This is a genomic window from Ramlibacter sp. Leaf400 (genome assembly GCF_001424545.1).
Classification (GTDB): domain Bacteria; phylum Pseudomonadota; class Gammaproteobacteria; order Burkholderiales; family Burkholderiaceae_C; genus Ramlibacter.
The window spans coordinates 70,091-94,499 of the sequence record NZ_LMQL01000009.1 but is presented as its reverse complement, the minus strand read 5'-3'; the positions used below and the strand labels follow the sequence as shown (position 1 = coordinate 94,499).

Annotated in this window: 23 protein-coding genes and 2 tRNA genes; 10 read left to right on the top strand and 15 right to left on the bottom strand. The window is 70.3% G+C overall.

Annotated elements, in window-relative coordinates; genetic code table 11:
* Positions 1 to 19: 19 nt before the first annotated feature.
* The gene (locus tag ASG30_RS08645; protein ID WP_156385463.1) at positions 20 to 1,804 is read left to right on the top strand and encodes a sensor histidine kinase; all 1,785 of its coding nucleotides are present in this window, start codon (positions 20 to 22) and stop codon (positions 1,802 to 1,804) included.
* A gap of 13 nt (positions 1,805 to 1,817) precedes the next feature.
* On the opposite strand, the gene ASG30_RS08640 is transcribed toward ASG30_RS08645, so the two are convergent.
* Positions 1,818 to 3,359: an acetolactate synthase large subunit gene (locus ASG30_RS08640; protein WP_055894979.1), complete on the bottom strand. Its 1,542-nt coding sequence runs from the start codon at positions 3,357 to 3,359 to the stop codon at positions 1,818 to 1,820.
* Between ASG30_RS08640 and ASG30_RS08635 the strand changes: the two genes are divergently transcribed.
* On the top strand, positions 3,241 to 3,957 hold the full coding sequence (locus ASG30_RS08635; RefSeq protein WP_327212918.1) for a hemerythrin domain-containing protein: 717 nt from the start codon (positions 3,241 to 3,243) through the stop codon (positions 3,955 to 3,957). The two genes, ASG30_RS08640 and ASG30_RS08635, sit on opposite strands and share 119 nt — an antisense overlap.
* Here ASG30_RS08635 and ASG30_RS08630 read toward each other — a convergent pair.
* Both ASG30_RS08630 and ASG30_RS08625 read right to left on the bottom strand, forming a co-directional pair.
* Positions 3,871 to 4,860: a TauD/TfdA dioxygenase family protein gene (locus ASG30_RS08630; protein WP_156385462.1), complete on the bottom strand. Its 990-nt coding sequence runs from the start codon at positions 4,858 to 4,860 to the stop codon at positions 3,871 to 3,873. The two genes, ASG30_RS08635 and ASG30_RS08630, sit on opposite strands and share 87 nt — an antisense overlap.
* A gap of 12 nt (positions 4,861 to 4,872) precedes the next feature.
* The gene (locus tag ASG30_RS08625) at positions 4,873 to 5,841 is read right to left on the bottom strand and encodes a tripartite tricarboxylate transporter substrate binding protein (RefSeq protein WP_235579760.1); all 969 of its coding nucleotides are present in this window, start codon (positions 5,839 to 5,841) and stop codon (positions 4,873 to 4,875) included.
* Positions 5,842 to 5,943: 102 nt separating this feature from the next.
* On the opposite strand from ASG30_RS08625, the gene ASG30_RS08620 reads away from it, so the two are divergent.
* A complete protein-coding gene (locus ASG30_RS08620) occupies positions 5,944 to 6,714 on the top strand; it encodes an IclR family transcriptional regulator (RefSeq protein ID WP_055894976.1) in 771 nt (256 codons plus the stop codon).
* A 77-nt stretch (positions 6,715 to 6,791) separates the two neighbouring features.
* On the opposite strand, the gene ASG30_RS08615 is transcribed toward ASG30_RS08620, so the two are convergent.
* The 6 genes from ASG30_RS08615 to ASG30_RS08590 form a co-directional block, all read right to left on the bottom strand.
* Positions 6,792 to 6,867, bottom strand: a tRNA-Lys gene (locus ASG30_RS08615).
* A 52-nt stretch (positions 6,868 to 6,919) separates the two neighbouring features.
* A tRNA-Ala gene (locus ASG30_RS08610) sits at positions 6,920 to 6,995 on the bottom strand.
* A gap of 15 nt (positions 6,996 to 7,010) precedes the next feature.
* Entirely contained in the window at positions 7,011 to 7,880 is an 870-nt protein-coding gene (locus ASG30_RS08605) for an NAD(P)-dependent oxidoreductase (protein WP_055894974.1), read from the bottom strand.
* A gap of 52 nt (positions 7,881 to 7,932) precedes the next feature.
* Positions 7,933 to 9,291, bottom strand: coding sequence for an NAD(P)H-dependent oxidoreductase (locus ASG30_RS08600; protein WP_055894972.1), 1,359 nt, complete (start codon positions 9,289 to 9,291; stop codon positions 7,933 to 7,935).
* Positions 9,292 to 9,314: 23 nt separating this feature from the next.
* Positions 9,315 to 10,214, bottom strand: a complete 900-nt coding sequence (locus tag ASG30_RS08595; RefSeq protein WP_055894971.1) for a phytanoyl-CoA dioxygenase family protein — start codon at positions 10,212 to 10,214, stop codon at positions 9,315 to 9,317.
* An 11-nt stretch (positions 10,215 to 10,225) separates the two neighbouring features.
* On the bottom strand, positions 10,226 to 10,909 hold the full coding sequence (locus ASG30_RS08590; RefSeq protein WP_055894969.1) for a GntR family transcriptional regulator: 684 nt from the start codon (positions 10,907 to 10,909) through the stop codon (positions 10,226 to 10,228).
* 64 nt (positions 10,910 to 10,973) lie between these two features.
* Between ASG30_RS08590 and ASG30_RS08585 the strand changes: the two genes are divergently transcribed.
* The gene (locus ASG30_RS08585; protein ID WP_055894968.1) at positions 10,974 to 11,822 is read left to right on the top strand and encodes an alpha/beta hydrolase; all 849 of its coding nucleotides are present in this window, start codon (positions 10,974 to 10,976) and stop codon (positions 11,820 to 11,822) included.
* Between the two features lie 183 nt (positions 11,823 to 12,005).
* Here ASG30_RS08585 and ASG30_RS08580 read toward each other — a convergent pair whose 3' ends face one another.
* Together ASG30_RS08580 and ASG30_RS08575 are read right to left on the bottom strand one after the other, a co-directional pair.
* Positions 12,006 to 12,983 (bottom strand): GMP reductase, encoded by a 978-nt coding sequence (locus tag ASG30_RS08580; RefSeq protein ID WP_055894966.1) that lies wholly within the window; start codon positions 12,981 to 12,983, stop codon positions 12,006 to 12,008.
* Positions 12,984 to 13,103: 120 nt separating this feature from the next.
* On the bottom strand, positions 13,104 to 13,820 hold the full coding sequence (locus ASG30_RS08575; RefSeq protein WP_235579759.1) for a hypothetical protein: 717 nt from the start codon (positions 13,818 to 13,820) through the stop codon (positions 13,104 to 13,106).
* A gap of 117 nt (positions 13,821 to 13,937) precedes the next feature.
* On the opposite strand from ASG30_RS08575, the gene ASG30_RS08570 reads away from it, so the two are divergent.
* From ASG30_RS08570 to ASG30_RS08550, 5 genes are all read left to right on the top strand, one after another.
* Positions 13,938 to 15,056: a mandelate racemase/muconate lactonizing enzyme family protein gene (locus ASG30_RS08570; protein ID WP_055894963.1), complete on the top strand. Its 1,119-nt coding sequence runs from the start codon at positions 13,938 to 13,940 to the stop codon at positions 15,054 to 15,056.
* 42 nt (positions 15,057 to 15,098) lie between these two features.
* Positions 15,099 to 17,543, top strand: a complete 2,445-nt coding sequence (locus tag ASG30_RS08565; RefSeq protein WP_055894962.1) for a UvrD-helicase domain-containing protein — start codon at positions 15,099 to 15,101, stop codon at positions 17,541 to 17,543.
* Positions 17,544 to 17,638: 95 nt separating this feature from the next.
* On the top strand, positions 17,639 to 18,115 hold the full coding sequence (locus tag ASG30_RS08560; protein WP_055894960.1) for a tetratricopeptide repeat protein: 477 nt from the start codon (positions 17,639 to 17,641) through the stop codon (positions 18,113 to 18,115).
* 156 nt (positions 18,116 to 18,271) lie between these two features.
* Positions 18,272 to 19,597 carry an aromatic ring-hydroxylating dioxygenase subunit alpha gene (locus tag ASG30_RS08555; RefSeq protein WP_082522030.1) on the top strand — a complete coding sequence of 442 codons (1,326 nt, stop codon included), beginning with the start codon at positions 18,272 to 18,274 and terminating at the stop codon, positions 19,595 to 19,597.
* Positions 19,594 to 20,112 carry an aromatic-ring-hydroxylating dioxygenase subunit beta gene (locus tag ASG30_RS08550; RefSeq protein ID WP_082521970.1) on the top strand — a complete coding sequence of 173 codons (519 nt, stop codon included), beginning with the start codon at positions 19,594 to 19,596 and terminating at the stop codon, positions 20,110 to 20,112. The genes ASG30_RS08555 and ASG30_RS08550 overlap by 4 nt, the downstream gene beginning before the upstream one ends.
* Before the next feature lie 3 nt (positions 20,113 to 20,115).
* Here ASG30_RS08550 and ASG30_RS08545 read toward each other — a convergent pair whose 3' ends face one another.
* From ASG30_RS08545 to tsaE, 3 genes are all read right to left on the bottom strand, one after another.
* Positions 20,116 to 20,328, bottom strand: coding sequence for a glycine zipper 2TM domain-containing protein (locus ASG30_RS08545; RefSeq protein WP_055894958.1), 213 nt, complete (start codon positions 20,326 to 20,328; stop codon positions 20,116 to 20,118).
* A gap of 153 nt (positions 20,329 to 20,481) precedes the next feature.
* Positions 20,482 to 21,786 carry an N-acetylmuramoyl-L-alanine amidase gene (locus ASG30_RS08540; RefSeq protein ID WP_055894956.1) on the bottom strand — a complete coding sequence of 435 codons (1,305 nt, stop codon included), beginning with the start codon at positions 21,784 to 21,786 and terminating at the stop codon, positions 20,482 to 20,484.
* Positions 21,783 to 22,286 carry a tRNA (adenosine(37)-N6)-threonylcarbamoyltransferase complex ATPase subunit type 1 TsaE gene (tsaE, locus tag ASG30_RS22470; protein ID WP_442965685.1) on the bottom strand — a complete coding sequence of 168 codons (504 nt, stop codon included), beginning with the start codon at positions 22,284 to 22,286 and terminating at the stop codon, positions 21,783 to 21,785. The genes ASG30_RS08540 and tsaE overlap by 4 nt, the downstream gene beginning before the upstream one ends.
* Before the next feature lie 27 nt (positions 22,287 to 22,313).
* Here tsaE and queG point away from each other — a divergent pair, with 27 nt between their 5' ends.
* Positions 22,314 to 23,426: a tRNA epoxyqueuosine(34) reductase QueG gene (gene queG / locus ASG30_RS08530; protein ID WP_156385491.1), complete on the top strand. Its 1,113-nt coding sequence runs from the start codon at positions 22,314 to 22,316 to the stop codon at positions 23,424 to 23,426.
* 9 nt (positions 23,427 to 23,435) lie between these two features.
* Here the strand turns inward: queG and ASG30_RS08525 are convergent, their stop codons facing one another.
* On the bottom strand, positions 23,436 to 24,341 hold the full coding sequence (locus ASG30_RS08525) for an AEC family transporter (protein WP_055894954.1): 906 nt from the start codon (positions 24,339 to 24,341) through the stop codon (positions 23,436 to 23,438).
* Positions 24,342 to 24,409 lie beyond the last annotated feature (68 nt).

Genomic DNA, 24,409 nt, shown 5'->3' with positions numbered 1-24,409 from the left:
GCGTCACGGGAGATCAACCGTGAAGCCGACCGCCTTGTCCGTTCCCCTGCAGTTCGAAGAAAGCCGGCATGTGCCCGACGTCGAATCGGTCCGGCGCTCGACCGACCGCTGGCGCTGGCTGCTGGCGTTCACCGTGCTGGTGATGACCGCGCTGGTCTGGGGCGTCTGGGCCGAAACCACCACGCATGAAAGCCGCCAGGCCCTCTCCTCGGCCGCGCGGCGGCAGGGCAACCTGTCGGTGGCGGTGGGCCACTACCTCACCCGGGCCCTGGGCAACGCCGATGCGGTGGCGCAGTACCTCTCGGAGGTCCATTCGACCCCTGGTTCGAACTTCCCCGCGCAGCTGCGCGAACGCGCCCGCGTCAACACCCTGCTGAGCGAGGCGCTGGCCTGCGGGGAAGACGGGTCCTCGTCGTCGAGCCGAGGCGCAGGAGAGGCGTCCGCGTTCGCGCGATGGTGTCCCCAGTGGTTGCAGGAAGCGCCGGCCCGTGCGAGGACCTTCCCGGCGCGGCTGGTGAAGTCCGGCGACCTGACGCTCGTTCCGCTGCTGACGCGCGCGGCCGGCACGGCCGAGCGGCCCGCGGGCGTGATCGCGCTGCTCGTGGACGTGCGGGACCTGCTGGGGCTGATGCAGGACTACAGCATCCCGGACGAGACGGTCGTCCTGGTCGCCGGGCCGGACGGCCAGCCCCGCGCGCGGTGGCACAACGTCGACAGGATGAAGGAGCAGCGTGCGCCCGAGGTCGCGGTGCTTCCCCAAGTGCTGGCGGCCGGCACGCTGGGCCAGCCGGTGACCGTGGAGGGACGCCACATCCTCGCGTCGGCGCGCCGGGTCCAGGCTTTCCCGCTGACGGTGTTCGTCGGCACGTCGGTCCCGGACACGCTGGCCGGCCCCCGGGCACGCTCGTTCTACTACGCGGTCGCCTGCACCGTGGCCACGCTCGTCATCGCCACCTTCGCTTGGTTGCTGCTGCGCCTGCAGAACCAGGCCAGCCGGACGACCGAATCGCTGGGCCGCGCGCGCCAGCGCCTGCAGGTCCTCAACAACGCCCTGGAGGGCAAGGTGCGGGCGCGCACCGGCGAGCTGGAAGCGGCCTTGCGGGACCTGGAGGCTTTCTCGTACAGCGTGGCCCACGACGTGCGCGCGCCGATCGCCGCCATCCAGGGCTTCGCCACGGCGCTCGAGCCGGCGGTGGGCGCGACGGGGGATGCGAAGGCCTCGCACTACCTGCGGCGCATCGTCGCCAACGCCACGCAGATGAGCGAGCTCACCGAGTCGCTGCTGGCGTTGGGCAAGCTCTCCCGCGCGCCCGTCGCCACCACGCGGGTGGACGTCAGCACGATGGCGCACGAGGTCCTGGCCGGGCTGCGCGAACAGGCGCCGGACCGCCCGGTCGAGACCAGGATCCAGGACGGCCTGACCGTGCGCGGCGATCGCGTGCTGCTGCGCCAGGTGCTGGAGAACCTGCTCGGCAACGCGTGGAAATTCAGCGCGGCGCGCTCGCCTGCGGTGATCACGGTGACCGGCCGGGAGGAAGACGGTTGGAAGACCATCGTCATCGGCGACAACGGTGAAGGTTTCGACAGCTCCGGGGCCACCGAAGTGTTCAAGCCCTTCCGGCGCATGCATGCGGCGGGTGCTTTTCCCGGCACGGGGATCGGGCTTGCGATGGTCGAGAGGATCCTGCGGCTGCACGGCGGCCGCGCGTGGATCCAGTCCAGTCCGGAAAAGGGGACTTCCGTCTTCATCGCGCTTCCCGTGGACGAGGGCGGCGGGGTGGAGGGGGACGGTTCGGCGGGCTGAACCGCCGCGCCTCTCAGACGATCAGTTCGATCAGGAACGGCGCCTCGCGGCCGAAGCTCGCCGCCATCAGGTCGGCGCACTGCTCCATCGTCGTGGCCTGGGCCGCCTCCACGCCCATGCCCCGGGCCAGGTCGGTCCAGCGCAGGTCGGGATTGCCCAGGTCCAGCATGCGCATCGCCTGCGGTCCCGGCGTCGCGCCCACGGCGCCGTACTCGTTGAGCAGGATGGCGTACTTGCGGTTGCTCAGGAGGAGCGTGGTCACCGGCGCGTTCTCGCGCGCCTGGGTCCAGAGCGATTGCAGCGAGTACATCGCCGAGCCGTCGGCCTGGAGGTTGAGCACGCGCCGCTGGCCCCCGGCCGCGATCGCCGCTCCGGTGGCGACCGGCATGCCGTCGCCGATGGCGCCGCCCGCCAGGTGCAGCCAGTCGTGCGGCGCGGCGGCATGGGTCAGCCGGTACAGGCCGCGTCCATAGGAGATGCTTTCGTCGGAGACGATGGCGTGCTCGGGCATCAGCGCGGCGATGGTCTGCGCCAGCTTTTCCGGCGCCGGCGCGCCGCTCGCCCGATCGGGGCGCGGTCCGGGGTCCGGGATCTCCACCGCCGGTGCAGCCAGCGCCTCGGCCAGGGCCCGCAGCGCCGCCACCGCATCGTGCTCGGGACGCGACAGCACATGCAGCCGCGCGTCGGGCGCGTGCTGGACCGACGGCTTGCCGGGGTAGCCGAAGAAGTTGACCGGCGTCTTCGCGTTCACGAGCACGATGTCCTCGTAGCCCGCCAGCGCCTTGAGCGCCAGGTCGACGTTGTAGGGCACCCGCTCCAGGGGCAGCCGTCCCCGGCCGCGGGCGACGCGACCGATGACGTAGTCGGCCATCAGCGCGGCGCCGGTGCGCCGTGCGATCCGCCAGGCCAGGGCCTGGCCTTCGTCGAGCACCGCCGCGCCCGCGAGCAGCAGCAAGACCTTGCGCCCGGAGCGCAGCACCCGGGCGGCGTTCTCGACGGCGAGGCCGTCGACCGCCGGCGGCGGCGGAACCGCGAGCGGCGCGGCGACCCGGCCGCCTTCGTCCCACGAGGCATCCGAGGGCAGGACCAGGGTCGCGACCTGGCCGGGCACGGTGCGGGCCGCCTGCACGGCCGCGGCGGCGTCGCGCCCGACGTCGGCGGCCGACGTGCACGTCCGCACCCAGGCCGAGACGCTGCGCGCCAGCGCTTCCGTGTCGGCGGCCAGGGGCGGGTCGAAAGGACGGTGCCAGGTCGCCTGGTCACCGACGATGTTGACGATGCCGCTGCGCGCGCGGCGCGCGTTGTGCAGGTTGCCCAGCCCGTTGGCCAGGCCGGGACCGCAATGCAGCAAAGTGCATGCGGGCCGCCCCGCGATGCGCCAGTAGCCGTCCGCCATGCCGGTGACGACGTTCTCCTGCAGCCCCAGCACGCAGTGCATGCCGCTGGCCTGGTCCAGGGCGGCGACAAAGTGCATCTCGCTGGTGCCCGGGTTGGCGAAACAGGTGTCCACCCCGCAGGCCCTGAGGGTCTCGACGAGACTTCTTGCGCCGTTCATGGCCGTGGATTCTCACACCGGCAAGGGCCCCGGTGGAGCTGCGCGGGAGCACAATGGGCCAGCCTTTTCATCGGGGGAACTGAAAATGCTGGCGTCCGGATCCGCGTGGAGGATTCTCGAGGCAGAGCACAGCCGGTTGCGGCAATTGCTGGCCGCGATCGGGAGCGTCCTCGATGACGATGAGTGGGAGCACCCGGGCCCGCAGCTGAAGGTGCTTCGGCGACGGATCCAGGACTACCAGGACTTCGAGAGCATGACGCACCGGCCCAAGGGCACCGTCCTCCTGGGCTCCGTGCGCGGCCGGTCGGCACAAGCCGACCAGTTGCTCGACGTGCTCGACCATGACAGCCGGCAGTGCGAGCAGCTCCTGGCCAAGGCGGTCGGGCTGCTGGAGACGATCGAGCAGGGCGGCGACGCCGACAGGGGCGAGGTCGAAGCGCTCCTGCGGCAACACTGCAAGCTGATGCTGGGCCACCTGGACCAGGAAGACACGGCCCTGCGCTCGTACACGTCAAAACTGCTCACCTCCGAAGAGTGGTCCTCGGTGGCGTCGTCGATCTCGCGCCAGGTGCAGAAGGTGAAGGGCAAGGGGCGCTAGGGCCCCGCGGCCCCCGCGGCCCCCGCGGCCCTCACGCGGCCAGCAGCATCGCCTCCGGCGTGTCGTCGTGCGGCGCAGTTCGCGCCGCTCGCCGATGTCGTAGCGCCGGCCGCGGTGCAGGGTGGCGCGGTTGTCCCAGATCACCAGGTCGCCGATCTCCCACTTGTGCGTGTAGACGTTCTCGCGCCGGGTCGCGTGCTCCAGCAGGTCCTGCAGGTACATCCGGCTTTCGGCCGTCGGCCAGCCGAGCACCTGGCGCGCATGCACGCCGACGAACAGCACCTTGCGGCCGGAGCCGCGGTGGGTGTCGACGATCGGCCAGACCGCCGGGGGGATTTCCTTCTTCTGCTCGTCGGTGTAGGCGTCGTCGCCCAGCAGCAGGCGCGTGTGCAGCGCGAAGTGCTCGGCCTTGAGGTCCTGGATCTCGGCCCTGGTGCGCTCGTCCAGCGTGTCGTACGCATTGCGCAGGTCGGCGAACTCGGTGTCCCCGCCCCAGCTGGGCTTCACCACGCAGTGCAGCATCGAATAGGCGGCCCGCGGGTCCATGAAGGAGCTGTCGCTGTGCCACAGCTGGTTGGCGAAGTTGGACAGGTTCTTGGGCGAATCGCGGCGCGCCACGTTGCCCTGGGCGTCGACGTTGGAGATGTCGATCAGGCGCTCGTCGGGCAGCCGCTCGGGCCGCTTGAACACGCGCTTCAAGCCGATGTCCAGCGGACCGAAGTGCTTGGCGAAATCGATCTGCTGCTGTGCGGTGAGCGGCTGGCCGCGCCAGACGAGCACGGCGTATTCGTTCATCGCCGCGTTGATGGCGCGCACGTCGCGGTCGGCCAGGGGCTGGGTGAGGTCCAGGCCGCTGGCTTCGGCGGCAAAGACGGGATGCAGGGGTTTCAGGCTCAGGCTCATGGCGGCACGCTTTCAGTCGATCTGGATCTTGGCGTCGGTGACGACCTTGCCCCAGCGTTTCATCTCGGTGGAGATCAGGGTGTTGAACTGCTCCGGCCGCGAGCCGACCACCTTGAGCCCGTACTCGCGGGCGCGCTGCTGGATCTCGGGGCTGGCCAGCGCCTTGGCGGTGTCGGCCTGGATCTTCTGGACCACGGCCTTGGGCGTGCCGGCCGGCACCACGTAGCCCAGGAGGGCGCCGACGTTGAAGCCGGGGACGGTCTCGGCCACCGTGGGGAAGTCGTGGCCGGCCACGCGCTGGTCGCCCATGGTGGCGATCAGCTTCATCTTGCCGCCCTGCACGTAGGGCAGGATGGACAGGAAGGGGTCGACCACCAGGTCCAGGCGCCCGCCCATCAGCTCGGTGTGGGCCGGGGCGCTGCCCTTCATGCCCACGTGCTGCATCTCGAAGCCGGCCTCGCGCTGCAGCAGCTCGGCGCCCAGGTGGGTGGTGCTGCCCGCGCCGGGCGTGCCGTAGTTCAGCTTGCCCGGGTTCTTCTTGGCGAAGGCGATCAGCTCCCGCAGGTTGTTGAAGGGCGCGTCCGGCCGGGCCACGATGGCCAGCTGCATGTCGAACAGCTGGGTGACGCCCGTGAGGTCCTTCAGCGTGTCGTAGGGCAGTTGCTTGCGCAGGGTCGGATTGACCGCCAGCGAGGAGTTCACCATCCCGATGGTGTGGCCGTCCGGCGCGGACTTGGCCACATGGTCGGCCCCGATCACGGTGCCGGCGCCGGGCTTGTAGTCGATCAGCACCGGCTGGCCCCACAGATCCTGCAGGTTCTTGGCCAGGATGCGGCCGACGGTGTCGGTGGGGCCGCCGGGCGGGAACGGGATGATGATCTTCACCGGGCCGGTGGGGAAGTTCTGGGCCGCGGCGGGCGCGGCCGCGCCGAAGGCGAGGGCACCGGCCAGCAGGCCCGTGCAAAGCTGGAGGAAGCGCAAGGGAGGTCTCCTGAAGTCAGCCAAAAGTGGAACGCGGTTCCGCAATCCTAGCGCACATCGCTATTAAAATGAAACCGTGTTCCGGAAAATGGAGACTTTTCAGTGGCCGAACCCGTGGTGAAAGATGAGGTCAGCGCCCTCGGACGAGGGCTGGCGCTGCTGCGCACGGTGGCGGACGCCGTCGAACCGCTGACCCACCGGGCCCTGAGCGAGCGCACGGGCATCCCCAAGGCGACCCTGACGCGGCTGGCCGCCACGCTGCAATCGACCGGGTTCCTGCGCGTGGTGGGCGGCGACCGCTACGCGCTGGGGCCCGCGGCCCTGCACCTGGGCAACGCCTACCTGCGCGGGTTCGACTTCCGCCAGCAGGCGCGCCTGCACCTGGCCGAGCTGGCCGAGGCGGCCGGCGCGAACGTCCACCTGGGCGTGCGCGACGGGCTCGACATCCTGCTGATCGACACGCTGCGCCCGCAGTCGGCGCTCATCCTTTCGCGCATGGACGTGGGCTCCCGCATGGCGATCGCGACGTCGGCCGCGGGCCGTGCCTACCTGGCGGCGGTGCCCCCGCCGGAGCGCCGGCTCCTGCTGGACGAGATCCGCGTGGCCAGCGGCAGCGACTGGCCGCAGGTGCAAGCGCGGCTCGACGCCGCCCTGGCGGAGCACGCCGAGGTCGGCTACTGCAGCTCGTTCGGCGAATGGCACCCCGACATCCACGCGCTGGGCTTCCCGCTCCACGGGCCGCGCGGCGAACTGTTCGCGGTCAGCGTCGGCGGACCGGCCTACAAGCTGCCGAGGGAGATGCTGCTGCAGAGGGTGGGCCCCAAGCTGCTGCAGGTGCGGCGGTCGATCGAGCGCGAGGCGGGGCTCGGGTAGGGCGCTTGTCGCAAAAAAGAAAAACGGCGCTATCGAATCGATAGCACCGTTTGCTTTGTTGCCGAGGCTTGTTTGAGTGGTGGGTCCTGACAGATTCGAACTGTCGACCTACGGATTAAGAGTCCGCTGCTCTACCAACTGAGCTAAGAACCCACTTTTTTCGATGAAACGCCGCCCGGTGGCGGCGCTTCGCTGAACAGTGTTGTGGTGGAGAGGAGGAGGATCGAACTCCCGACCTTCGCATTGCGAACGCGACGCTCTCCCAGCTGAGCTACCCCCCCACAACGACCGTTATTCTAGCGCATGCCGTTGCGGCTCGCGAGCTCCACGAAGAGTCCGGAGTGGTCCAGGTCGGCCAGGCCATGCTCCAGGCTCTGGGCGTAAAGCTGCTCGAACAGCCGCGTGATCGGCGCCTCGAAGCCGATCTCGTGGGCCGTGGACAACGCGTTGCGCATGTCCTTGGCCTGCACCGACATGCGGGCGCGCGGCGCGAAGTCGCGCTCGACCATGCGCTGGCCGTGCAGCTGCAGGATGCGGCTGTCGGCGAAGCCGCCGGTGATGGCCTCGCGCACCTTGGCCATGTCGGCGCCGCCCTTGGCGCACAGCAGCAGCGACTCGGCCACGGCGCCGATGGTGATGCCCACGATCATCTGGTTGGCGATCTTGGTGAGCTGGCCGGTGCCGTGCGGGCCGACGTGCGTGGCGCGGCCGAACGCCTGGAACACCGGTGCCGCGCGCTCGAAATCGATGGGCTTGCCGCCCACCATGATGACCAGCGTGCCGGCCTCCGCGCCCACGGTGCCGCCGGACACCGGCGCGTCCAGGCAGGCGATGCCCAGTTCGCCGAGCCGCGCCGCATGGTCGCGCGCCTCGCGCGGCTGGATCGAGGCCATGTCGACGAAGAGGCAGCCGGGCGGCATCGCGCGTGCGGCGCCCTGGGTGAACAGCACGTCGTGCACGACGGGCCCGCTCTCGAGCATGCCGACGACGACCTCGGCCTGACCGACGGCTTCGGCCGCCGAGTTGCACACGCGCGCGCCGTCCGCGGCCAGCGGCTCGGCCTTGTCGCGGGTGCGGTTCCAGACGCTGACCTCGTGGCCGGCCTGGCACAGCCGGCGCGCCATCGGCAGGCCCATGCGGCCGGTGCCCAGCAGGGCGATCTTCATGGTTGGACCTCCATCGGCACCGATGATGGGCCGGGCCGTGGCGGCCTGGCTGTCACGCGGCTTTCAACCGCGCCGGCGCGAAGAGATCCTCCATCTGCCGGCGCAGCTGGAACGCGCGCGTGCCGGTGTCCATGGCGACGTCGGACCAGCCGAGGCTCTGGCCCTTGCGCACGGGCCGCACCACCTTGACGTCGTGCGCCAGCCCGAGCGGCAGGCCACCCATGCGCGCCGAGGTTTCCGCCGGCAGCAGCTTGCCCCACACGGTGTAGCCGCCTTCGCCGTCCAGCACCTCGCCGGGCTGCAGGTCCCTCTTGGCGGTGGCCACCACGTCGGCGTTCCAGCCCGTGGCCACGCCCGTGGGCTCGCCGCGCAGCGCCACCGACGCGACCGACACGCCCACTTCCAGCCCGATCAGGTGCCAGCGCTTGTAGAGCGTGAAGTAGCGGCCGCTGGGGTCGGTGTGGGCGTTGTATTCCTCGAAGCAGTTCTTGATGTACTCGGTCTCGGCTTCCACCGTGACCCACACGCCCATGCGGATGTCGTACGGGATCTGGCGGCCGTCGGCCTCCAGCGAGGAGATCACCTCCACCATGCCCTTGCGCTCGAGCACGCCGCCTTCGCTGCGGGGCCGCGTGACGAAGGGGATGTCCTCGACGCTCGCGGGCGGGTAGAGCAGGCCGTCGCTGGGCACGGCCAGGCCGGTCGCGTTCGACACGGCGGTGCTCTCGATCGACGGCTTGGAGCCGTCGAGGAAGCTGTTGAACATCTTCGGGTTCAGGCCGCCGCGCCGGGCCTGCTCGGGCGTGAGGCCGTAGTAGCCCCACACCGTCTCGGGCGTGGACTCGCTGAAATGCGGCAGCCACTTGTGCCCGCGGCCCGCGGCCACGACCGGGAAGCCGCAGGTGCGTGCCCAGTCCACCAGGTCGCAGATCAGCGCCGGCTGGTCGCCGAAGGCCAGCGAATACACCACGCCCGCCTCGGCGGCCTTTCGCGCGAGAAGGGGGCCGCAGAACGCATCGGCCTCCACCGTCACGTTGACCACGTGCTTGCCGTGCGCGAAGGCCTCCAGGCAGTGGTCGACCGCGGCGATGGGGTGGCCGGTGCATTCGACGATGACGTCGATGGCGGGGTGGCGCACCAGCGCCTGCCAGTCCTCGCCCAGGTGCGTGGTGCCGGCCTTCAGCGCGGCGTCGAGCGAATCGGCTTCGGCGCGCCCGGCCTCCCAGCCCACGCGGGCCAGGTTGGCGCGCGCGCCGGCGGGCGACAGGTCGGCGATGCCGGCCAGGTGCACGCCCGGCGTGCGCGGCACCTGGGCCAGGTACATGGAGCCGAACTTGCCGGCGCCGATCAGGCCGATGCGGATGGGCCGGCCTTCGGCCTGGCGCTGCTGGAGCTTGGCGTAGAGATTCATGGGTCCTCCTGCTGGGTCCCCGCCTACGCGGGGATGCCGGCGTCCGCCGTCACCTTCATCTCCTCGATCGGCACGCTGCTGGTCTGCAGCGCACTCGCGGGCAGCCCGTTCTTCCAGGGCACGTCCACCGGGTAGTCCTTGAGCAGGCAGTCGTCCGGCAGGCAATCGATGGGCGTGAAGTCTCGGTGCGCGATGTACTCCGGCCGCTTGAAGCGGCGGATGTGGTTGGAGACGGCGCACAGGCTCAGGTAGACGCTGACGCGGTTCCAGGGCGACAGGTTGCTGCTGGACGCATGCAGCAGGCAGCTGTGGAACAGGATCATCGAGCCGGCCGGGCCCTTGGGGCTGACGATGCCGCCGTTCTTGCCGCCGGCGCGCTCGACCAGCTGCGCGATCAGCTGGTCGTCCACGGTCCACAGCGGGTAGCTGGTGGTGGTGAGGTCGTGCCTGGCCTCGACGACGCCTTTCTTGTGGCTGCCCGGGATGAACATCAGCGGGCCGTTGTACTCGTTGACGTCGTCCAGGAAGATCGCCACGTTCATGGCGCGCTCGGTGGGCATCAGGTCGTCGTTGAGCCAGGTGCCGTAGTCCTGGTGCCACTGCCAGACGTCGCCCTCGAAGGCCATCTTGCCGTTGATCTTGAACTGGTGCATATAGACCTCTTCGCCGAACAGGTCCTCCACGGGCTTCACCATGCGCGGATGCCGAGCCAGCCGGGCGAAGGGCTCGCTCACCAGATGGCCCGCGAAGTTGGTGCGCACCGCGTCGCGGCCCTTCTCCCGCACGTTGTAGGCCTCGCGCCGGCTGTACAGCTCGGGCACCGCATCCAGCAGCGTCTGCGTCTCCTGGGGCGTGAAGTGACTGGGAAAGAACAGGTAGCCCTCGCGGTCGAACTGCTCCAGTTGCGCTTTCGTCAGTTGCATGATTTGGTCTCCTATCGGGTCTGGACGGACGGGGTGTTGAGAACCTGGGGCAGCCGCTGGGCCAGGTTCTGCGCGGCGTGGCCGCTGTGGTCCTGCATCAGGCGCACGGCCTCGTCGGCGTCGCCGGCGGCGATGGCCTTGGCGATCGCCTCGTGCTCGTCCCACACCGGCTCGCGCTGGCGCGATTGCTGCAGCACGGCGCCCATCACGCGGCGCAGGTGGCGCCAGTGCTGGTGCGCGCTCTCGCCGATCAGCGGGTTGCCGGACGCCGAATAGATGGCGTTGTGGAAGTCCCAGTCGGCATCGATCATGGCCTTGACGTCGCGGCCGCGCGCCGCCTTGCGGCCGTTGGCGATCAGCTTCGCATCGAGCCGGAACCGCTGTCCGGCGGCCAGCCGGGCGGCCAGCGCATCGAGCGCGCCGCGCACCTGGTAGACGTTGAGCGTCCAGCCCGCGTCCAGCGGCGTCACCAGCAGGCCGCGGCCGGGCGCGTCCTGCACGAAGCCGTCCTTCTTGAGCAGCCGCAGGGCCTGAAGCACGGGCTGGCGCGACACCGCCAGCTGCTCTGCGATATCTTCCTGGGTGATGCGCTGCCCGGGCGCCAGGGTGCCCTCGCTGATGGCGTCGAGCAGGCTGCGGTAGACCTGGTCGACCAGGTCGGGAGCGGTTTGGAGGCGGACGAGCTTGGGGGCCATGGTGATGGGCAGGTCTGAACTCCGTATACAGAATACAGCGAACCCACGAAAGGTCAAGGACGGCATGGAAGAGCACGACGGCGACTGGCACGACCGCATGTACAACAACCGGGCCCTGGTCCCGGAACACGCGCAGCACTTCGAGAGATGGAAGCGGGCGTCGCAGGCGGCCCGCGAGAACAGCGAATGCCTCCTCGACGTGGCCTACGGCGAGGGCGCGGGCGACAAGGTGGACGTGTTCCCCGCGCCGCGGGCGCGCGCGCAGACGGTGGTCTTCCTCCACGGCGGCTACTGGCGGTCGCTGGACAAGAGCGACCACTCGTTCGTGGCCGCGCCCTTCCAGGAGGCGGGTGCCTGCGTGATGGTGCCCAACTACGACCTGTGTCCGGCGGTGACCATCCCGCAGATCGCGGTGCAGGCGGCGCGCGCGGTGGCCTGGGCGTGGAAGCACGCGCCCGACTACGGCGGCGACCCGCGGCAGGTCACCCTGATGGGCCATTCGGCCGGCGGGCACCTGGCGGCGATGCTGCTGCAGTGCGACTGGCAGGCGCTGGACCCCGACCTGCCTTCGGACGTGGCGACCAAGGCGCTTTCACTCTCGGGCCTGCACGACCTGCACCCGATCATGCGCACGCCTTTCCTGCAGGACAGCCTGCACCTGACGCCCCAGGACGCGCTGCGTTGCAGCCCCGCGCTGATGCCCGCGCCGCAGGGGGCGACGCTCTATGCGATCTGTGGTGGGGACGAGAGCCCGGAGTTCATCCGGCAGAACCGCCTGATCCGGGAGGCCTGGGGCGAGCAGGTGGTGGAGGTGTGCGAAGCGCTGCCGGGGCTGCAGCACTTCAGCATCTTGGAGGCGCTGGCCACGCCGGGGCAGCTGCAGCAGCTGGCGTTGGAGTTGATGTGGCGGTGAGTTGAGTCCCGTCATTCCCGCGGAGGCGGGAAGCTCCGTCATTCCCGCGGAGGCGGGAATCCAGGGCTTCCGTCTTTAGCGGGCTACGGGGGCGCGCTGCGCTGGATTCCCGCCTTCGCGGGAATGACGGGTGGGCGGGGCTTGCGCGGGTGAGCGAGTGCGCGAGTGCGCGGGTGCGCAGGGCTACATCAGCAGGTGTTCCCCCGCGTTGTCCCCGCCCAGGATCACGTAGTTCACCTTCCGGATGTCCAGCAGGCGCTTGCCGCCGGAGTAGCTGATCGAGCTCTGGATGTCCTCCTGCATCTCCCGCAGGGTGGACGAAAGCGTGCCCTTGACCGGCTCGAGGATGCGCTTGCCCTCGACGTGCTTGTACTCGCCCTTGTTGAAGTCCGACGCGCTGCCGTAGTACTCCTTGTACAGGCGGCCGTCGACTTCCACCGTCTGGCCGGGCGACTCCTCGTGGCCGGCGAGCATGGAGCCGATCATCACCATGGTGGCGCCGAAGCGGATGCTTTTGGCGATGTCGCCGTGCTCGCGGATGCCGCCGTCGGCGATGATGGGCTTGGTGGCCACGCGCGCGCACCACTTGAGCGCCGACAGCTGCCAGCCGCCGGTGCCGAAGCCGGTCTTCATGCGCGTGATGCACACCTTGCCCGGGCCGATGCCGACCTTGGTGGCGTCGGCGCCCCAGTTCTCCAGGTCGATGATGGCTTCGGGCGTGCCGACGTTGCCCGCGATGATGAAGGTCGAGGGCAATTTGGCCTTCAGGTGCGTGATCATGTTCTTCACCGTGTCGGCATGGCCGTGCGCGATGTCGATCGTGACGTACTCGGGCGCCAGGCCCTCGGCCGCCAGCTGGTCCACCGTGTCGTAGTCGGGCTTCTTGACGCCCAGCGAGATGGAGGCGAAAGCGCCCTGCGCCTTGATCCAGCGGACGAAGGCCAGGTTGTCCAGGTCGAAGCGGTGCATCACGTAGAAGTAGCCGTTCTGCGCCAGCCACAGGCAGATCTTCTCGTCCACCACCGTCTTCATGTTGGCGGGGACCACCGGGATGCGGAAGGTGCGGCCGCCCAGCTCCACGCTGGCGTCGCACTCGGAGCGGCTCTCCACGCGGCACTTGCGCGGCAGCAGCAGGACTTTGTCGTAGTCGAAGATTTCCATAAACCCAAGCTCCTGGAGGAGGAATCGTTGAAGAACGAGTGGACGCTTGGACTGGGCCCGGCCGTGCCCGCGAAGGGCAAAAAAAACCGGGTCCCAAATGCTTGGGCCCGGTGCGCAATTCTACCGTTTGCCCTCTTCAGGCTCGCATCTGGATTCCGATATGGCCCTGATCACGCCCCGTGAATCCTGCAGCCAGCCGACCACCCGCAGCCGCTCGGGGTTCGCACCCTCGGGAATGCTCATCGGCCGGGCCTCGAAGCGCCGCCCCGGCGCCGCGGGCCAGGGCACCTGCAGCAGGTTGCGCACGAGGTTGCGCTCGACCGGCGAGCCTTCGGTGCCGGCCGGCAGCGTCTCCACCAGCGCCAGCCAGCCGGTGAACGGACCCGGGCCGGCGCCGACCGACTGGATCGAGGCGCCCACGTAGCCGTTGAACACCGGGCCCTGCGCCACGCGCAGTTCGCCGGCGCCCGGCTGGCGCGGGGTGTGGACGGCGTCGGTGGGCGAGGGCGGCTTGCGGCGCAGCGCCTGCAGGCGGTCCTGCGCGTCGCGGGTGGCGGCGGCCGACAGCGGCGCGTCGTCGCCGCGCGCGCCGGGCACGATCCAGTCCAGCGCCAGTTCGCCCTTGCGCGGCGCCGGCGCGGCGGCCTTCCAGCAGCTTTCGCAGTCGGCGCTGATGAACCGCTCGAGCAGGCCGCTGGGCTGCGGCTGCTCATCGCTGGAGCAGGACGATTGCGCGTGGGCCGGGGCCTGCACCAGCGCCAGCAAGGCGGCGAGTGCAAATCCTCCTGACAAGAGGCGGGGATGAGGGTGCACGGCCGGATATTCCCAGATTTCCATGACGGGCGCCCCTGGCCGCTGCTCAGCCAGCCGTGCGCGGCCGCAGGGGGGTCGCGCTGCCGAGCACGACCCGGCCTACCATTTCGGCCGTTCGAACGAATCGCCATGGAGCCAGCCATGAAGATCACGAGCATCGAGATCCACCTGATCCGGGTTCCCTTCGACATGGGCGCGGCGCCCCGGGCGTTCGCGGGCATGGCCTGGACGTCCGTCGATTCGCTGTTCGTCCGGGTCTCGACCGACGAGGGCCTGGACGGCTGGGGCGAGGGCTGGGGACACGTCGCCTGCCCCGCCACCTCGGCCGCGCTGTCCGGCATCGTCGCCCCCGCTTTCATCGGACGCGACGCGGGCGATCGCGCGGCGCTGATGCTGGAGATGCAGCGCCGCTTCCACCTCCATGGCCGCACGGGCCCGGTGGCGTATGCGCTGGGCGCCGTCGAGATCGCACTGTGGGATATCGCGGGCAAGGCCGCGGGCCTGCCGATCGCCACGCTCCTGGGCGGGCGGCCCCGGGAACTGCAGGCCTATGCCAGCCTGCTGCGCTACAGCGAGCCTCCGCTCGTGGCGGCGGCCGTGGAGCGCGCGCGGGACCAGGGCTTTCGCCACCTCAAGCTGCACGAGGAGCGGCTGGACGCCGTGACCGCTGCGCGCGAGGCGGCGGGCCCGTCCACCTGGCTGGCCCTGGACACCAACTGCCCGTGGAGCGTCTCGCAGGCGATCGAGCAGGCCCGGGCGCTGGAGCCCCTCGGGCTGGCCTGGCTGGAAGAACCCGTGTGGCCGCCGGAGGACCGGCGGGGCCTGGCGCGGGTGCGCGCCGCGACCCGCATCCCGATCGCGGCCGGCGAGAACGCGATGAGCCTGCACGATTTCCAGGGCCTCTTCGAGGCGGGCGCCCTGGACATCTGCCAGCCCAGCGTCATCAAGTTCGGCGGCATCGCCGCCGTGGCGGAGGTGGTCGCGCTGGCCAAGGCGCATTCGGTCGACTACGAGCCGCACTGCTTCTATTTCGGGCCGGGCTACCTCGCCTCGCTGCACCTGGCGGCGGCTTTCGCGCCGGACCTGCCGTTCGAGCTGTTCTTCGGCGACCTGGAGGCCAGCCCCTACCACGACGCCGTGCGGGCCCGCTCGGGCCGGCTGGGCGTGCCGGCGGGGCCCGGGCTGGGCCTGGAGCCGGACATGGACGTGATCCGGCGCTACCGGCTGGGCGACGCGGTGGTGGTCGGCGGGTCGAGCTAGCCGCCTGCGCCCCGGCGCATCCCACCTTCCTACAATCCGGGCATGCATTCCCAAGCCGCCCCGCAGGGCGCAAGAACCGATGGGTCCGACCAGCCCGCGCCTTCCCCCCTCCTGCAGCACCTGAACCCGGAGCAGCGCGCCGCCGTCGCGCTGCCCAACGAGCACGCGCTCATCCTCGCGGGCGCCGGATCCGGCAAGACCCGCGTGCTGACCACCCGCATCGCCTGGCTGATGTCCACCGGCCAGATCTCGCCCGGCGGCGTGATGGCCGTCACCTTCACCAACAAGGCGGCCAAGGAGATGATGACCCGCCTGTCCGCCATGCTGCCGGTGAACGTGCGCGGCATGTGGATAGGCACCTTCCACGGCCTGTGCAACCGCTTCCTGCGCGCGCACTACAAGCTGGCCAACCTGCCGCAGGGCTTCCAGATCCTGGACACGCAGGACCAGCTGTCGGCCATCAAGCGGGTGATGAAGCAGTTCAACGTGGACGAGGAGCGCTTCCCGGCCAAGGAGACGCAGTGGTTCATCTCCGGCTGCAAGGAGGACGGCCAGCGCCCGCGCGACGTGCCGGTGCGCAACGAGGAGGACCGCCGCCGCGTCGAGCTGTACCAGCTGTACGAGGAGCAGTGCAACCGCGAGGGCGTGGTCGACTTCGGCGAGCTGATGCTGCGCAGCTACGAGCTGCTGCGCGACAACGACGCGATCCGTGCCCACTACCAGCGGCGCTTCCGCCACATCCTGATCGACGAGTTCCAGGACACCAACCGGCTGCAGTACGCCTGGATCAAGATCTTCGCGGTCAACCCCGATGGTTCGGCCGGCGCGGGCGCGTCGATCTTCGCGGTGGGCGACGACGACCAGAGCATCTATGCCTTCCGCGGCGCGCGGGTGGGCAACATGGCCGACTTCGTGCGCGAGTTCGACGTGCGCCACCAGATCAAGCTGGAGCGCAACTACCGCAGCTACAGCAACATCCTGGACTCGGCCAATGCGCTGATCAGCCACAACAAGGGCCGGCTGGGCAAGAACCTGCGCACCGACCAGGGCCCGGGCGAGCCGGTGCGCGTGTACGAGGCGCCCACCGACCTGGCCGAGGCGCAGTGGCTGCTGGAGGAGATGCGCCACCTGGTGCGCGGCGACGGGCCCGAGGGTGGCACCTTGCGGCGCGAGATCGCCGTGCTCTACCGCAGCAACGCGCAGAGCCGGGTGATCGAGACGGCGCTGTTCAACGCCGGCGTGCCCTACCGCGTGTATGGCGGGCTGCGCTTCTTCGAGCGCGCCGAGATCAAGCACGCGCTGGCCTACCTGCGGCTGCTGGAGAACCCGAACGACGACACCAGCTTCCTGCGGGTGGTGAACTTCCCGCCGCGCGGCATCGGCGCGCGCAGCATCGAGCAGCTGCAGGATGCGGCGCGGTCGGCCGGTTGCTCTTTGCACGATGCGGTGAGCGCCACCACCGGCAAGGCCGGCGCCAACCTGGGCGCGTTCGTGGCGAAGATCGACGTGCTGCGCGAGCAGACGCAGAACCTGTCGCTGCGCGAGATCATCGAGCTGGTGCTGCAGCACTCGGGCCTGGTCGAGCACTACCGCGCCGAGCGCGACGGCTCCGAGCGCATCGAGAACCTGGAGGAACTGGCCAGCGCCGCCGAGAGCTTCGTGATGCAGGAGGGCTTCGGCCGCGACGCGGTGGCGCTGCCGGTGGACGAACTCTCGCAGTCGCCCGTGAGCCAGGGGCTGGACCCCGACCAGCCGCTGCTCAACGAGCCCGCCCCCGACTACGTGCCGCCGGACGCCGAGACCGGCGAGACGCTGTCGCCGCTGGCGGCCTTCCTCACCCACGCGGCGCTGGAGTCGGGCGACAACCAGGCGCAGGCCGGGCAGGACGCGGTGCAGCTGATGACCGTGCACTCCGCCAAGGGCCTGGAGTTCGACGTGGTGTTCGTCACCGGCCTGGAAGAGGGGCTGTTCCCCAGCGAGCGCTCCATGGCCGACCTCGACGGCCTGGAGGAGGAGCGCCGGCTGATGTACGTGGCGATCACGCGGGCGCGCAAGCGCCTGTACCTGAGCCATTCGCAGACCCGATTGCTGCACGGCCAGACCCGCTACAACGTGCGCAGCCGCTTCTTTGACGAGCTGCCCGAGCACGCGCTCAAGTGGCTGACGCCCAAGAACCAGAGCTTCGGCGGCTCCGCCTTCGGCTTCGGTGCCGGTTATGCCTCGACGCGGCCTTCGGGCGGGGGCGGTGGCAGCGGGGCCGGCGGCTGGAACGCCGACAAGTTCGCCAGCGCGCCGGTGCCGGTGCAGAAGGCGGCGCCTTCGCACGGGCTGCGGGCGGGGCTGCAGGTGTTCCACACCAAGTTCGGCGAAGGCACGGTGCTGTCCATCGAAGGGCAGGGCGACGACGCGCGGGCGCAGGTGAAGTTCTCGCGCCACGGCGTCAAGTGGCTGGCGCTGGCGGTGGCCAAGCTCACGCCGGTGACCTGATGATCGCGGCCGGGCCGGCCCGGGTTCGGCGGGCCTGCATCCGAAGCCCTGCAGGCGGCGTATCTGCGTCACCCTTTGTTCCGGAGGATCTTTCGATGAAGCTCGTTCCCGTCCTGGCCGCCCTGGCCATCGCCGCCGCGGCCCTCGCTGCGCAGGCTGCCGACACGCCCGGCAGCAACCCCAGCGCGGCCGCGCCCACCGCCGCCGAACGGCTGGCCAAGGCCCGCAAGTCCATCGACGCGAAGGACTGGAATACCGCGCTGCGCGAACTCAACGCAGCCGCGCGCGAGGAGCCGCGCAATGCCGACGTGCAGAACCTGCTGGGCTACTCGTACCGCAAGCGCGCCAGTCCCGACGTGCTGAAGGCCATCGGCCACTACCAGGCCGCACTGCGGCTGGACCCGCAGCACAAGGGCGCGCACGAGTACATCGGCGAGGCCTACCTGATGGAGCGCAAGCCCGCGGAAGCCGAGAAGCACCTGGCCGAGCTGGAAAAAATTTGCGGCAACAAGGACTGCGAGGAGTACCGCGACCTGGCCAAGGCGATCGCGGAGTTCAAGGCCAGGAACTAGGCCGGGTGCGCGCGGCTCAACGATAAGTACGCTTATCATTCCATGCCGTCATCCCCGCGGAGGCGGGGATCCAGGGCTTCCTGAAGTCCGCTGAAGCGGACGCACTGGATTCCCGCCTCCGCGGGAATGACGGGGCTGATGCAGGAGGCCGCCGCCATGAACGCTCCCGAGACCCTCTCGCGCTGGACCCGCCCCGAGTCCAGCCGCGTGCCCTTCTGGGCCTACACCGACGCCCAGCTGTACCGGCAGGAGCTGGACAAGATCTTCTACGGCCCGCACTGGAGCTACGTCGGCCTGGAAGTCGAGATCCCCAACATCGGCGACTACCGCCTCACCTCGATCGGCGAGCGGCAGGTCATCATGGTGCGCGACCGCGTCGCGCCCAAGGACCGCGGCACCGATCCCGGCATCCGCGTGGTCGAGAACCGCTGCGCCCACCGCGGCGTGCGGTTCTGCCAGCAGCCGCACGGCAACGCGCGCAGCTTCGTCTGCCCCTACCACCAGTGGACCTACAAGCTCAACGGCGAGCTGGCCGGGCTGCCTTTCAAGGACGGCGTGAAGGCAGCCGAGGCCGACGGTTCACCCTGCGTGCAGGGCGGCATGCCCGCGGACTTCGACCTCAAGGCCAACGGCCTGACCCGGCTGCGGGTGGCGGTGCTGCACGGCCTGGTGTTCGCCACCTTCAGCGACGAAGCCGAGCCGCTGGCCGACTACCTGGGCCCGAACATCCTTCCCTGGCTGGACCGCATCTTCAAGGGCCGCCCGCTCACGCTGCTGGGCTACAACCGCCAGCGCATCCCGGGCAACTGGAAGCTGATGATGGAGAACATCAAGGACCCGTACCACCCGGGCCTGCTCCACACCTGGTTCGTCACCTTCGGGCTCTGGCGCGCCGACCAGAAGAGCCGCATGGTGATGGACGGACACGGCCGCCACGCCGTGATGGTCTCGCGCCGCAACGACGGCGGCGAGAACAAGACCGTGACCGAGGGCGTGACCTCGTTCAAGGCCAACATGGTGCTGAACGACGCGCGCCTGCTGGACGTGGTGCCCGAGCCCTGGTGGAAAGTGCCCGACCCGTCCAACCCCGGCACCGAGATCATGCCCACCGTCACCATGATCACGCTGTTCCCCAGCCTGATCATCCAGCAGCAGGTCAACTCGCTTTCCACTCGACACATCGTGCCGCGCGGCGAGGGCGAATTCGATTTCGTGTGGACGCATTTCGGCTTCGCCGACGACACGCCCGAGATGACGCAGCGGCGCCTGCGCCAGGCCAACCTGTTCGGCCCCGCGGGCTTCGTGAGTGCCGACGACGGCGAGGTGATCGAGTTCAGCCAGGACGGCTTTCGCCAGTGGGGCGAGGACGGCAACACGCTGTGCGAGCTGGGCGGCACCGGCACCGGCGGCAGCGAGCACATGGTCACCGAGACGCTGATCCGCAGCATGTACGCCTACTGGCGCAAGGTGATGGGCGTATGAACGAAGTGCCCACCGCGCCGGCGGGGTTCGTCGAAACCCTGTACCTGCAATGGCAGGTCGACCAGCTCAATGCCGCCTACGCCGCGGCCCTGGACGACAAGCGCTTCGACGAGTGGCCGGAGTTCTTCGTCGAGGACGGCCGCTACGTCGTGCAGTCACGCGAGAACTTCGACCGCGGCCTGCCGCTGTCGCTGATCGCGCTGGAGAGCCGCGGGATGATGAAGGACCGGGTCTACGGCGTCACCCAGACCATCTACCACCGGCCGTACTACACGCGCCACGTGGTGGGCCCGGCCAGGGTGCTGCCCGCGCAGGTGGGCGATGAGGGGGGCCTGGTTCGGGCCCAGTCCCATTACGCGGTGTTCCGCACCCGGCCGGGGGATGCGAGCGAGGTCTACAACGTCGGCCGCTACATCGACGAGATCGTCCGCACCGCGGACGGCCTGCGCCTTCGCAGCCGGCGCTGCATCTACGACAGCGAGATGGTCCTCAACTCGCTGATCTACCCGATCTAGGGATTACCGATTGGGTTCCGTGGCCTTGTTGCCGATGTAGCCGCCGGCGGCCGCGCCGCCCAGCGTGCCCAGCGGGCCGCCGAAGACGGAGTTGCCGACCACGCCACCCACCGCGGCGCCGCCCAGCGTGCCTGCGGTCTGGCGGTCCATGGAGCCGCAGCCGGTCAGCGTCATCACAGTCACAGCGGCGATGGCCGCGAGGAACTTGGTCTTCATACCGTTCACCTTCATCTTGACGACCGCGGAAGGCGCGGCCTGCCTGTGCGTTGAATTGTGGGAAGCAGCCCGTCAGCGGACTGTAGGAGGGCCCAGACAGGGGGCGTCGGCACCCCCCGTGGGCTGGTGACAGCGCGCGCACGCCCCGGTGCGTCAGACGGGACGGTTGCGGGCCAGCGGTGGATTGGCGGCGAAGTAGCGGGTGATGCCCCGCATCAGCGCATCGGCCAGGTCTTCCTGGTAGGCCACGCTGCGCAGCTTGGTTTCCTCTTCGGGGTTGCTGATGAAGGCGGTTTCCACCAGCACGCTGGGGATGTCGGGGGCCTTGAGCACCGCGAAGCCGGCCTGCTCGACGTTGCGCTTGTGCAGCCGGCCCACGTTGCCGATCTCGCCCAGCAGCGCGCCGCCGAGCTTCAGGCTGTCGTTGATCTGGGCCGTGGTGCTCATGTCCAGCAGGGCGCGCGCCACGTGCTGGTCCTGTGCCCGCACGTTCACGCCGCCCACCAGGTCGGCGCGATTCTCCTTGTCGGCCATCCAGCGCGCCGCCGAGCTGGAAGCGCCGTTCTGGCTCAGCGCGAACACGCTGGCGCCGCGCGCGGTGGGCGTGATGAAGGCGTCGGCGTGGATGCTGACGAAGAGGTCGGCCTGCACGCGCCGCGCCTTCTGCACGCGCACGTGCAGGGGCACGAAGAAGTCGCCGTCGCGGGTGAGGAAGGCGCGCATCGGGTTGCCGTTGACGCTGGTCGCGTTGATGCGGTCGCGCAGGCGGTGGGCCACCTGCAGCACCACGTCCTTCTCGCGCGTGCCGGCCGGGCCAACGGCGCCGGGGTCCTCGCCGCCGTGGCCGGGATCCAGCGCGATGATGATCAGCCGGTCGGTCTTGGAGGCCGGCGCGGGCGGGCCGCCGGGCCTCGCGTCGCCACGCGGGCGGCCGCCGTACTGCCGCGCGATCAGGTCGTCGAGCGGGTCGGGCGCCGTGGCCGGCCCGGTGGCCGCGCCGCTGTCCTTCATCCGCTGCGAGATCAGTTCCTCCAGCGGGTCGGCCGGCTGCATGGGGTGCAGGTCCAGCACCAGCCGGTGCTGGTAGGCCGCCACCGGCGGCAGCGTGAACACCTGGGGCAGCGCCTGCTGCTTGAGGTCGATCACCAGCCGCACCACGCCGGGCGCGTTCTGGCCGACGCGGATGCCGGCGATGTAGGGGTCGTCGGCCTGCACCTTGGCCACCAGCTCGCGCAGGGCCGGGTCCAGGTCGATGCCCTCGATGTCCACGGCCAGCCGCGGCGGGCTGGTGACCACGATCTGCCTGGAGGTGAGCCGCGCGTCCGACTCGATGGTGACGCGCGAGTAGTCCGGCGCCGGCCACACGCGCACCGCCACGATGGTGGCGCCCCGCGCGATCTGCGCCGCGCCCAGCAGCAGCACCAGCGAGCCGCCCTTCAGGAGCCCGCGGCGCTTCATGCGGCCAGCTCCCGGCCCGCGGCGGTGCCGGCGTCGACGCGAACGTGGCGCGAGCCGTCCGGCAGCGCCTCGATGTGCAGGGCCAGGTCGGCCGGCGGCAGCAGGCCGGCGGCTTTTTCCGGCCACTCGGCGAGCTTGAGGCCGGGCTGGTCGAAGATGTCGCGAAAGCCCGCGTCCTCCCACTCGCGCGGGTCGTCGAAGCGGTAGAAGTCGAAGTGCCAGACCGGGAAGGCCGGGGCTTCGTGCGGCTCGACCAGGGTGTAGGTCGGGCTCTTGATGCGGCCGGTGACGCCCAGGGCGCGCAGCAGGTGGCGCACGAAGGTGGTCTTGCCGGCGCCCAGGTCGCCATGCAGTTCGATGAAGGCGCGGCCGAGGGCGGGGCGGCCCGCCAGGTGGTCGGCAAAGGCCCGGGTGTCGTCCTCGCTGGCCCAGCGCAGGACGGCGCCGTCGGCCCGGGGGCCGGTTCCTACAATCGGCGGGTGACTCGGTTGTGCGGTCAGATCGACGGTCCTTCGCTGGTGGCAGCCATCGGCCAGTGGGGCCGCGAGCTCGGATTCTCCCAAATCGGCGTGGCCGGCGTGGACCTGTCGTCGGCCGAACCGGGCCTGCTGCAGTGGCTGGCGCAAGGCTTTCACGGCGAGATGGCGTACATGCAGGCCCACGGATTGAAGCGAGCCCGGCCGGCCGAATTGGTTCCCGGAACGCTCTCGGTCATAACGGCCCGGATGGACTATCTGCCGACAGCGACGCCCGAGGGCTGGCAGGCCATCGAATGGGATCGCCTGCACCGCCCGCGCGAAGGCGCCGTGTCGCTCTACGCCCGCGGCCGCGACTACCACAAGGTGATGCGCAACCGGCTGCAGAAGCTGGGCGAGCGCATCGCGCAGGAGATCGGCCCCTTCGGCCACCGCGCCTTCACCGACTCGGCGCCGGTGCTGGAGGCGGAACTGGCGGCGCGCAGCGGCCAGGGCTGGCGCGGCAAGCACACGCTGATCCTCAGCCGCGAGGCCGGCTCCATGTACTTCCTGGGCGAGATCTACGTCGACCTGGCGCTGCCGGCCAGCGAGCCGGTGACGGCGCATTGCGGCACCTGCCGCGCGTGCATCGACATCTGCCCCACGGGCGCCATCGTGGGCGAGCAGCGGCTGGATGCACGCCGCTGCATTTCCTACCTGACCATCGAGCACGCGGGCCCGATCCCGCTGGAGCTGCGCCCGCTCATGGGCAACCGCATCTACGGCTGCGACGACTGCCAGCTGGTCTGCCCCTGGAACAAGTACGCGGGCCGCAGCCCGCTGCCGGACTTCGACGAGCGGCCCGGGCTGGCGGGCGCGGCCCTGGCCGGGCTGCTGGGCTGGAGCGAGCAGGAGTTCCTGCGCCGCACGGAAGGCAGCGCGATCCGCCGCATCGGCCACGAGCGCTGGCTGCGCAACGTGGCGGTGGCGGCGGGGAATGCGTTGCGGGTGGAGGACGATGCGCAGCTGCGTGCGGCGCTGCAGGCTTTGACGGAACACCCGAGCGCCATCGTGCGCGAGCACGTGGACTGGGCCCTCGCCGGTCATCCCCCCGAAGGCGGGGACCCGGGGCTTGCGGCAGTCCGCGAAGGCGGACGCACTGGATTCCCGCCTCCGCGGGAATGACGGCCAAGGTTAGCGCAGCACGCCCAGCGCGAACGTCAGGCTGGGCACGCCCAGCAGCGTGGACAGCGTCACGAGCCCCGCCACGTACGAGCCGTTGTAGCCCATGCGCGAGGCCAGCACGTAGCAGCTGGACGCGGTGGGCAGGGCGGAGAAAGCCAGCAGCACCACGGCCTGCGCCGCGTCCAGCCGGAACAGCCACACCAGCGCCGCGGCCACCAGCGGCAGCAGCGCATGCCGGATCGCGAGCACCGACACCGTGAGCACGCGCGACCGCGCCAGGCTGCCGAACTGCATGCCCGCGCCCGCGGCCATCAGGCCCAGGGCCAGCGAACTGCCGCCGATGCGGTTGACGGTGGGCTCCAGCCAGACCGGCACCGTCAGCCCGGCGAGGTTGCACGCCAGGGCCGCGGCGGTGGCCACGATCAGCGGGTTGCGCACCAGCGCCGCCACGAAGCCGGTGCCCGCATGGCGCGCCATCGGCCACACCGCCCCGATGTTGAGCAGCGGCACGCACACGCCGATCAGCACCGCGATCAGCTGCAGGCCCTGCGGGCCGGCCAGCCGCTCGGCGAGCGCCAGGCCGATGAAGGAGTTGAAGCGGAAGGCGACCTGCGCGGCGGCCGCGTGCTCGCGCCGGTCCAGGCGCGTGCCCAGGCCCGGGACGTGCGGCAGCAGGTAGGCCATGCCGATGCCGGCAATCCCGAGCAGCAGGCCGGCGCCGATCAGGCCGGACGCCGCGTCCAGGTCCAGCGGCGCGCGCACGATGGACTGGAACAGCAGCACCGGAAAGAGGACGTAGTAGACGAGGGTCTCGACCTGTTCCCAGACCGCGCGATCGAGGGCGGTGTAGCGGCAGATCAGGTAGCCGATGGCGATCAGCGAGAAGTCGGGAAACAGAAGGCGGGCGAACTCCACCGGACGAGCATAGCCCGTTGCGGGTTGACCCTTGGGTGTAATCCACAAGCATGCGTGCTGCGGGGTTG

Excerpts from the sequence above, each read along its gene's own strand:
- ASG30_RS08600 (WP_055894972.1), bottom strand. The coding sequence starts at position 9,291 with ATGAATCTCTACGCCAAGCTCCAGCAGCGCCAGGCCGAAGGCCGGCCC.
- ASG30_RS08555 (WP_082522030.1), top strand. The coding sequence starts at position 18,272 with ATGAACGCTCCCGAGACCCTCTCGCGCTGGACCCGCCCCGAGTCCAGC.
- ASG30_RS08575 (WP_235579759.1), bottom strand. The coding sequence starts at position 13,820 with ATGGAAATCTGGGAATATCCGGCCGTGCACCCTCATCCCCGCCTCTTG.
- ASG30_RS08590 (WP_055894969.1), bottom strand. The coding sequence starts at position 10,909 with ATGGCCCCCAAGCTCGTCCGCCTCCAAACCGCTCCCGACCTGGTCGAC.
- ASG30_RS08550 (WP_082521970.1), top strand. The coding sequence starts at position 19,594 with ATGAACGAAGTGCCCACCGCGCCGGCGGGGTTCGTCGAAACCCTGTAC.
- ASG30_RS08585 (WP_055894968.1), top strand. The coding sequence starts at position 10,974 with ATGGAAGAGCACGACGGCGACTGGCACGACCGCATGTACAACAACCGG.
- ASG30_RS08565 (WP_055894962.1), top strand. The coding sequence starts at position 15,099 with ATGCATTCCCAAGCCGCCCCGCAGGGCGCAAGAACCGATGGGTCCGAC.
- ASG30_RS08640 (WP_055894979.1), bottom strand. The coding sequence starts at position 3,359 with ATGAACGGCGCAAGAAGTCTCGTCGAGACCCTCAGGGCCTGCGGGGTG.
- ASG30_RS08635 (WP_327212918.1), top strand. The coding sequence starts at position 3,241 with ATGCCGCTGGCCTGGTCCAGGGCGGCGACAAAGTGCATCTCGCTGGTG.
- ASG30_RS08540 (WP_055894956.1), bottom strand. The coding sequence starts at position 21,786 with ATGAAGCGCCGCGGGCTCCTGAAGGGCGGCTCGCTGGTGCTGCTGCTG.
- ASG30_RS08630 (WP_156385462.1), bottom strand. The coding sequence starts at position 4,860 with ATGAGCCTGAGCCTGAAACCCCTGCATCCCGTCTTTGCCGCCGAAGCC.
- ASG30_RS08595 (WP_055894971.1), bottom strand. The coding sequence starts at position 10,214 with ATGCAACTGACGAAAGCGCAACTGGAGCAGTTCGACCGCGAGGGCTAC.
- ASG30_RS08605 (WP_055894974.1), bottom strand. The coding sequence starts at position 7,880 with ATGAAGATCGCCCTGCTGGGCACCGGCCGCATGGGCCTGCCGATGGCG.
- ASG30_RS08545 (WP_055894958.1), bottom strand. The coding sequence starts at position 20,328 with ATGAAGACCAAGTTCCTCGCGGCCATCGCCGCTGTGACTGTGATGACG.
- ASG30_RS08580 (WP_055894966.1), bottom strand. The coding sequence starts at position 12,983 with ATGGAAATCTTCGACTACGACAAAGTCCTGCTGCTGCCGCGCAAGTGC.
- ASG30_RS08570 (WP_055894963.1), top strand. The coding sequence starts at position 13,938 with ATGAAGATCACGAGCATCGAGATCCACCTGATCCGGGTTCCCTTCGAC.
- ASG30_RS08560 (WP_055894960.1), top strand. The coding sequence starts at position 17,639 with ATGAAGCTCGTTCCCGTCCTGGCCGCCCTGGCCATCGCCGCCGCGGCC.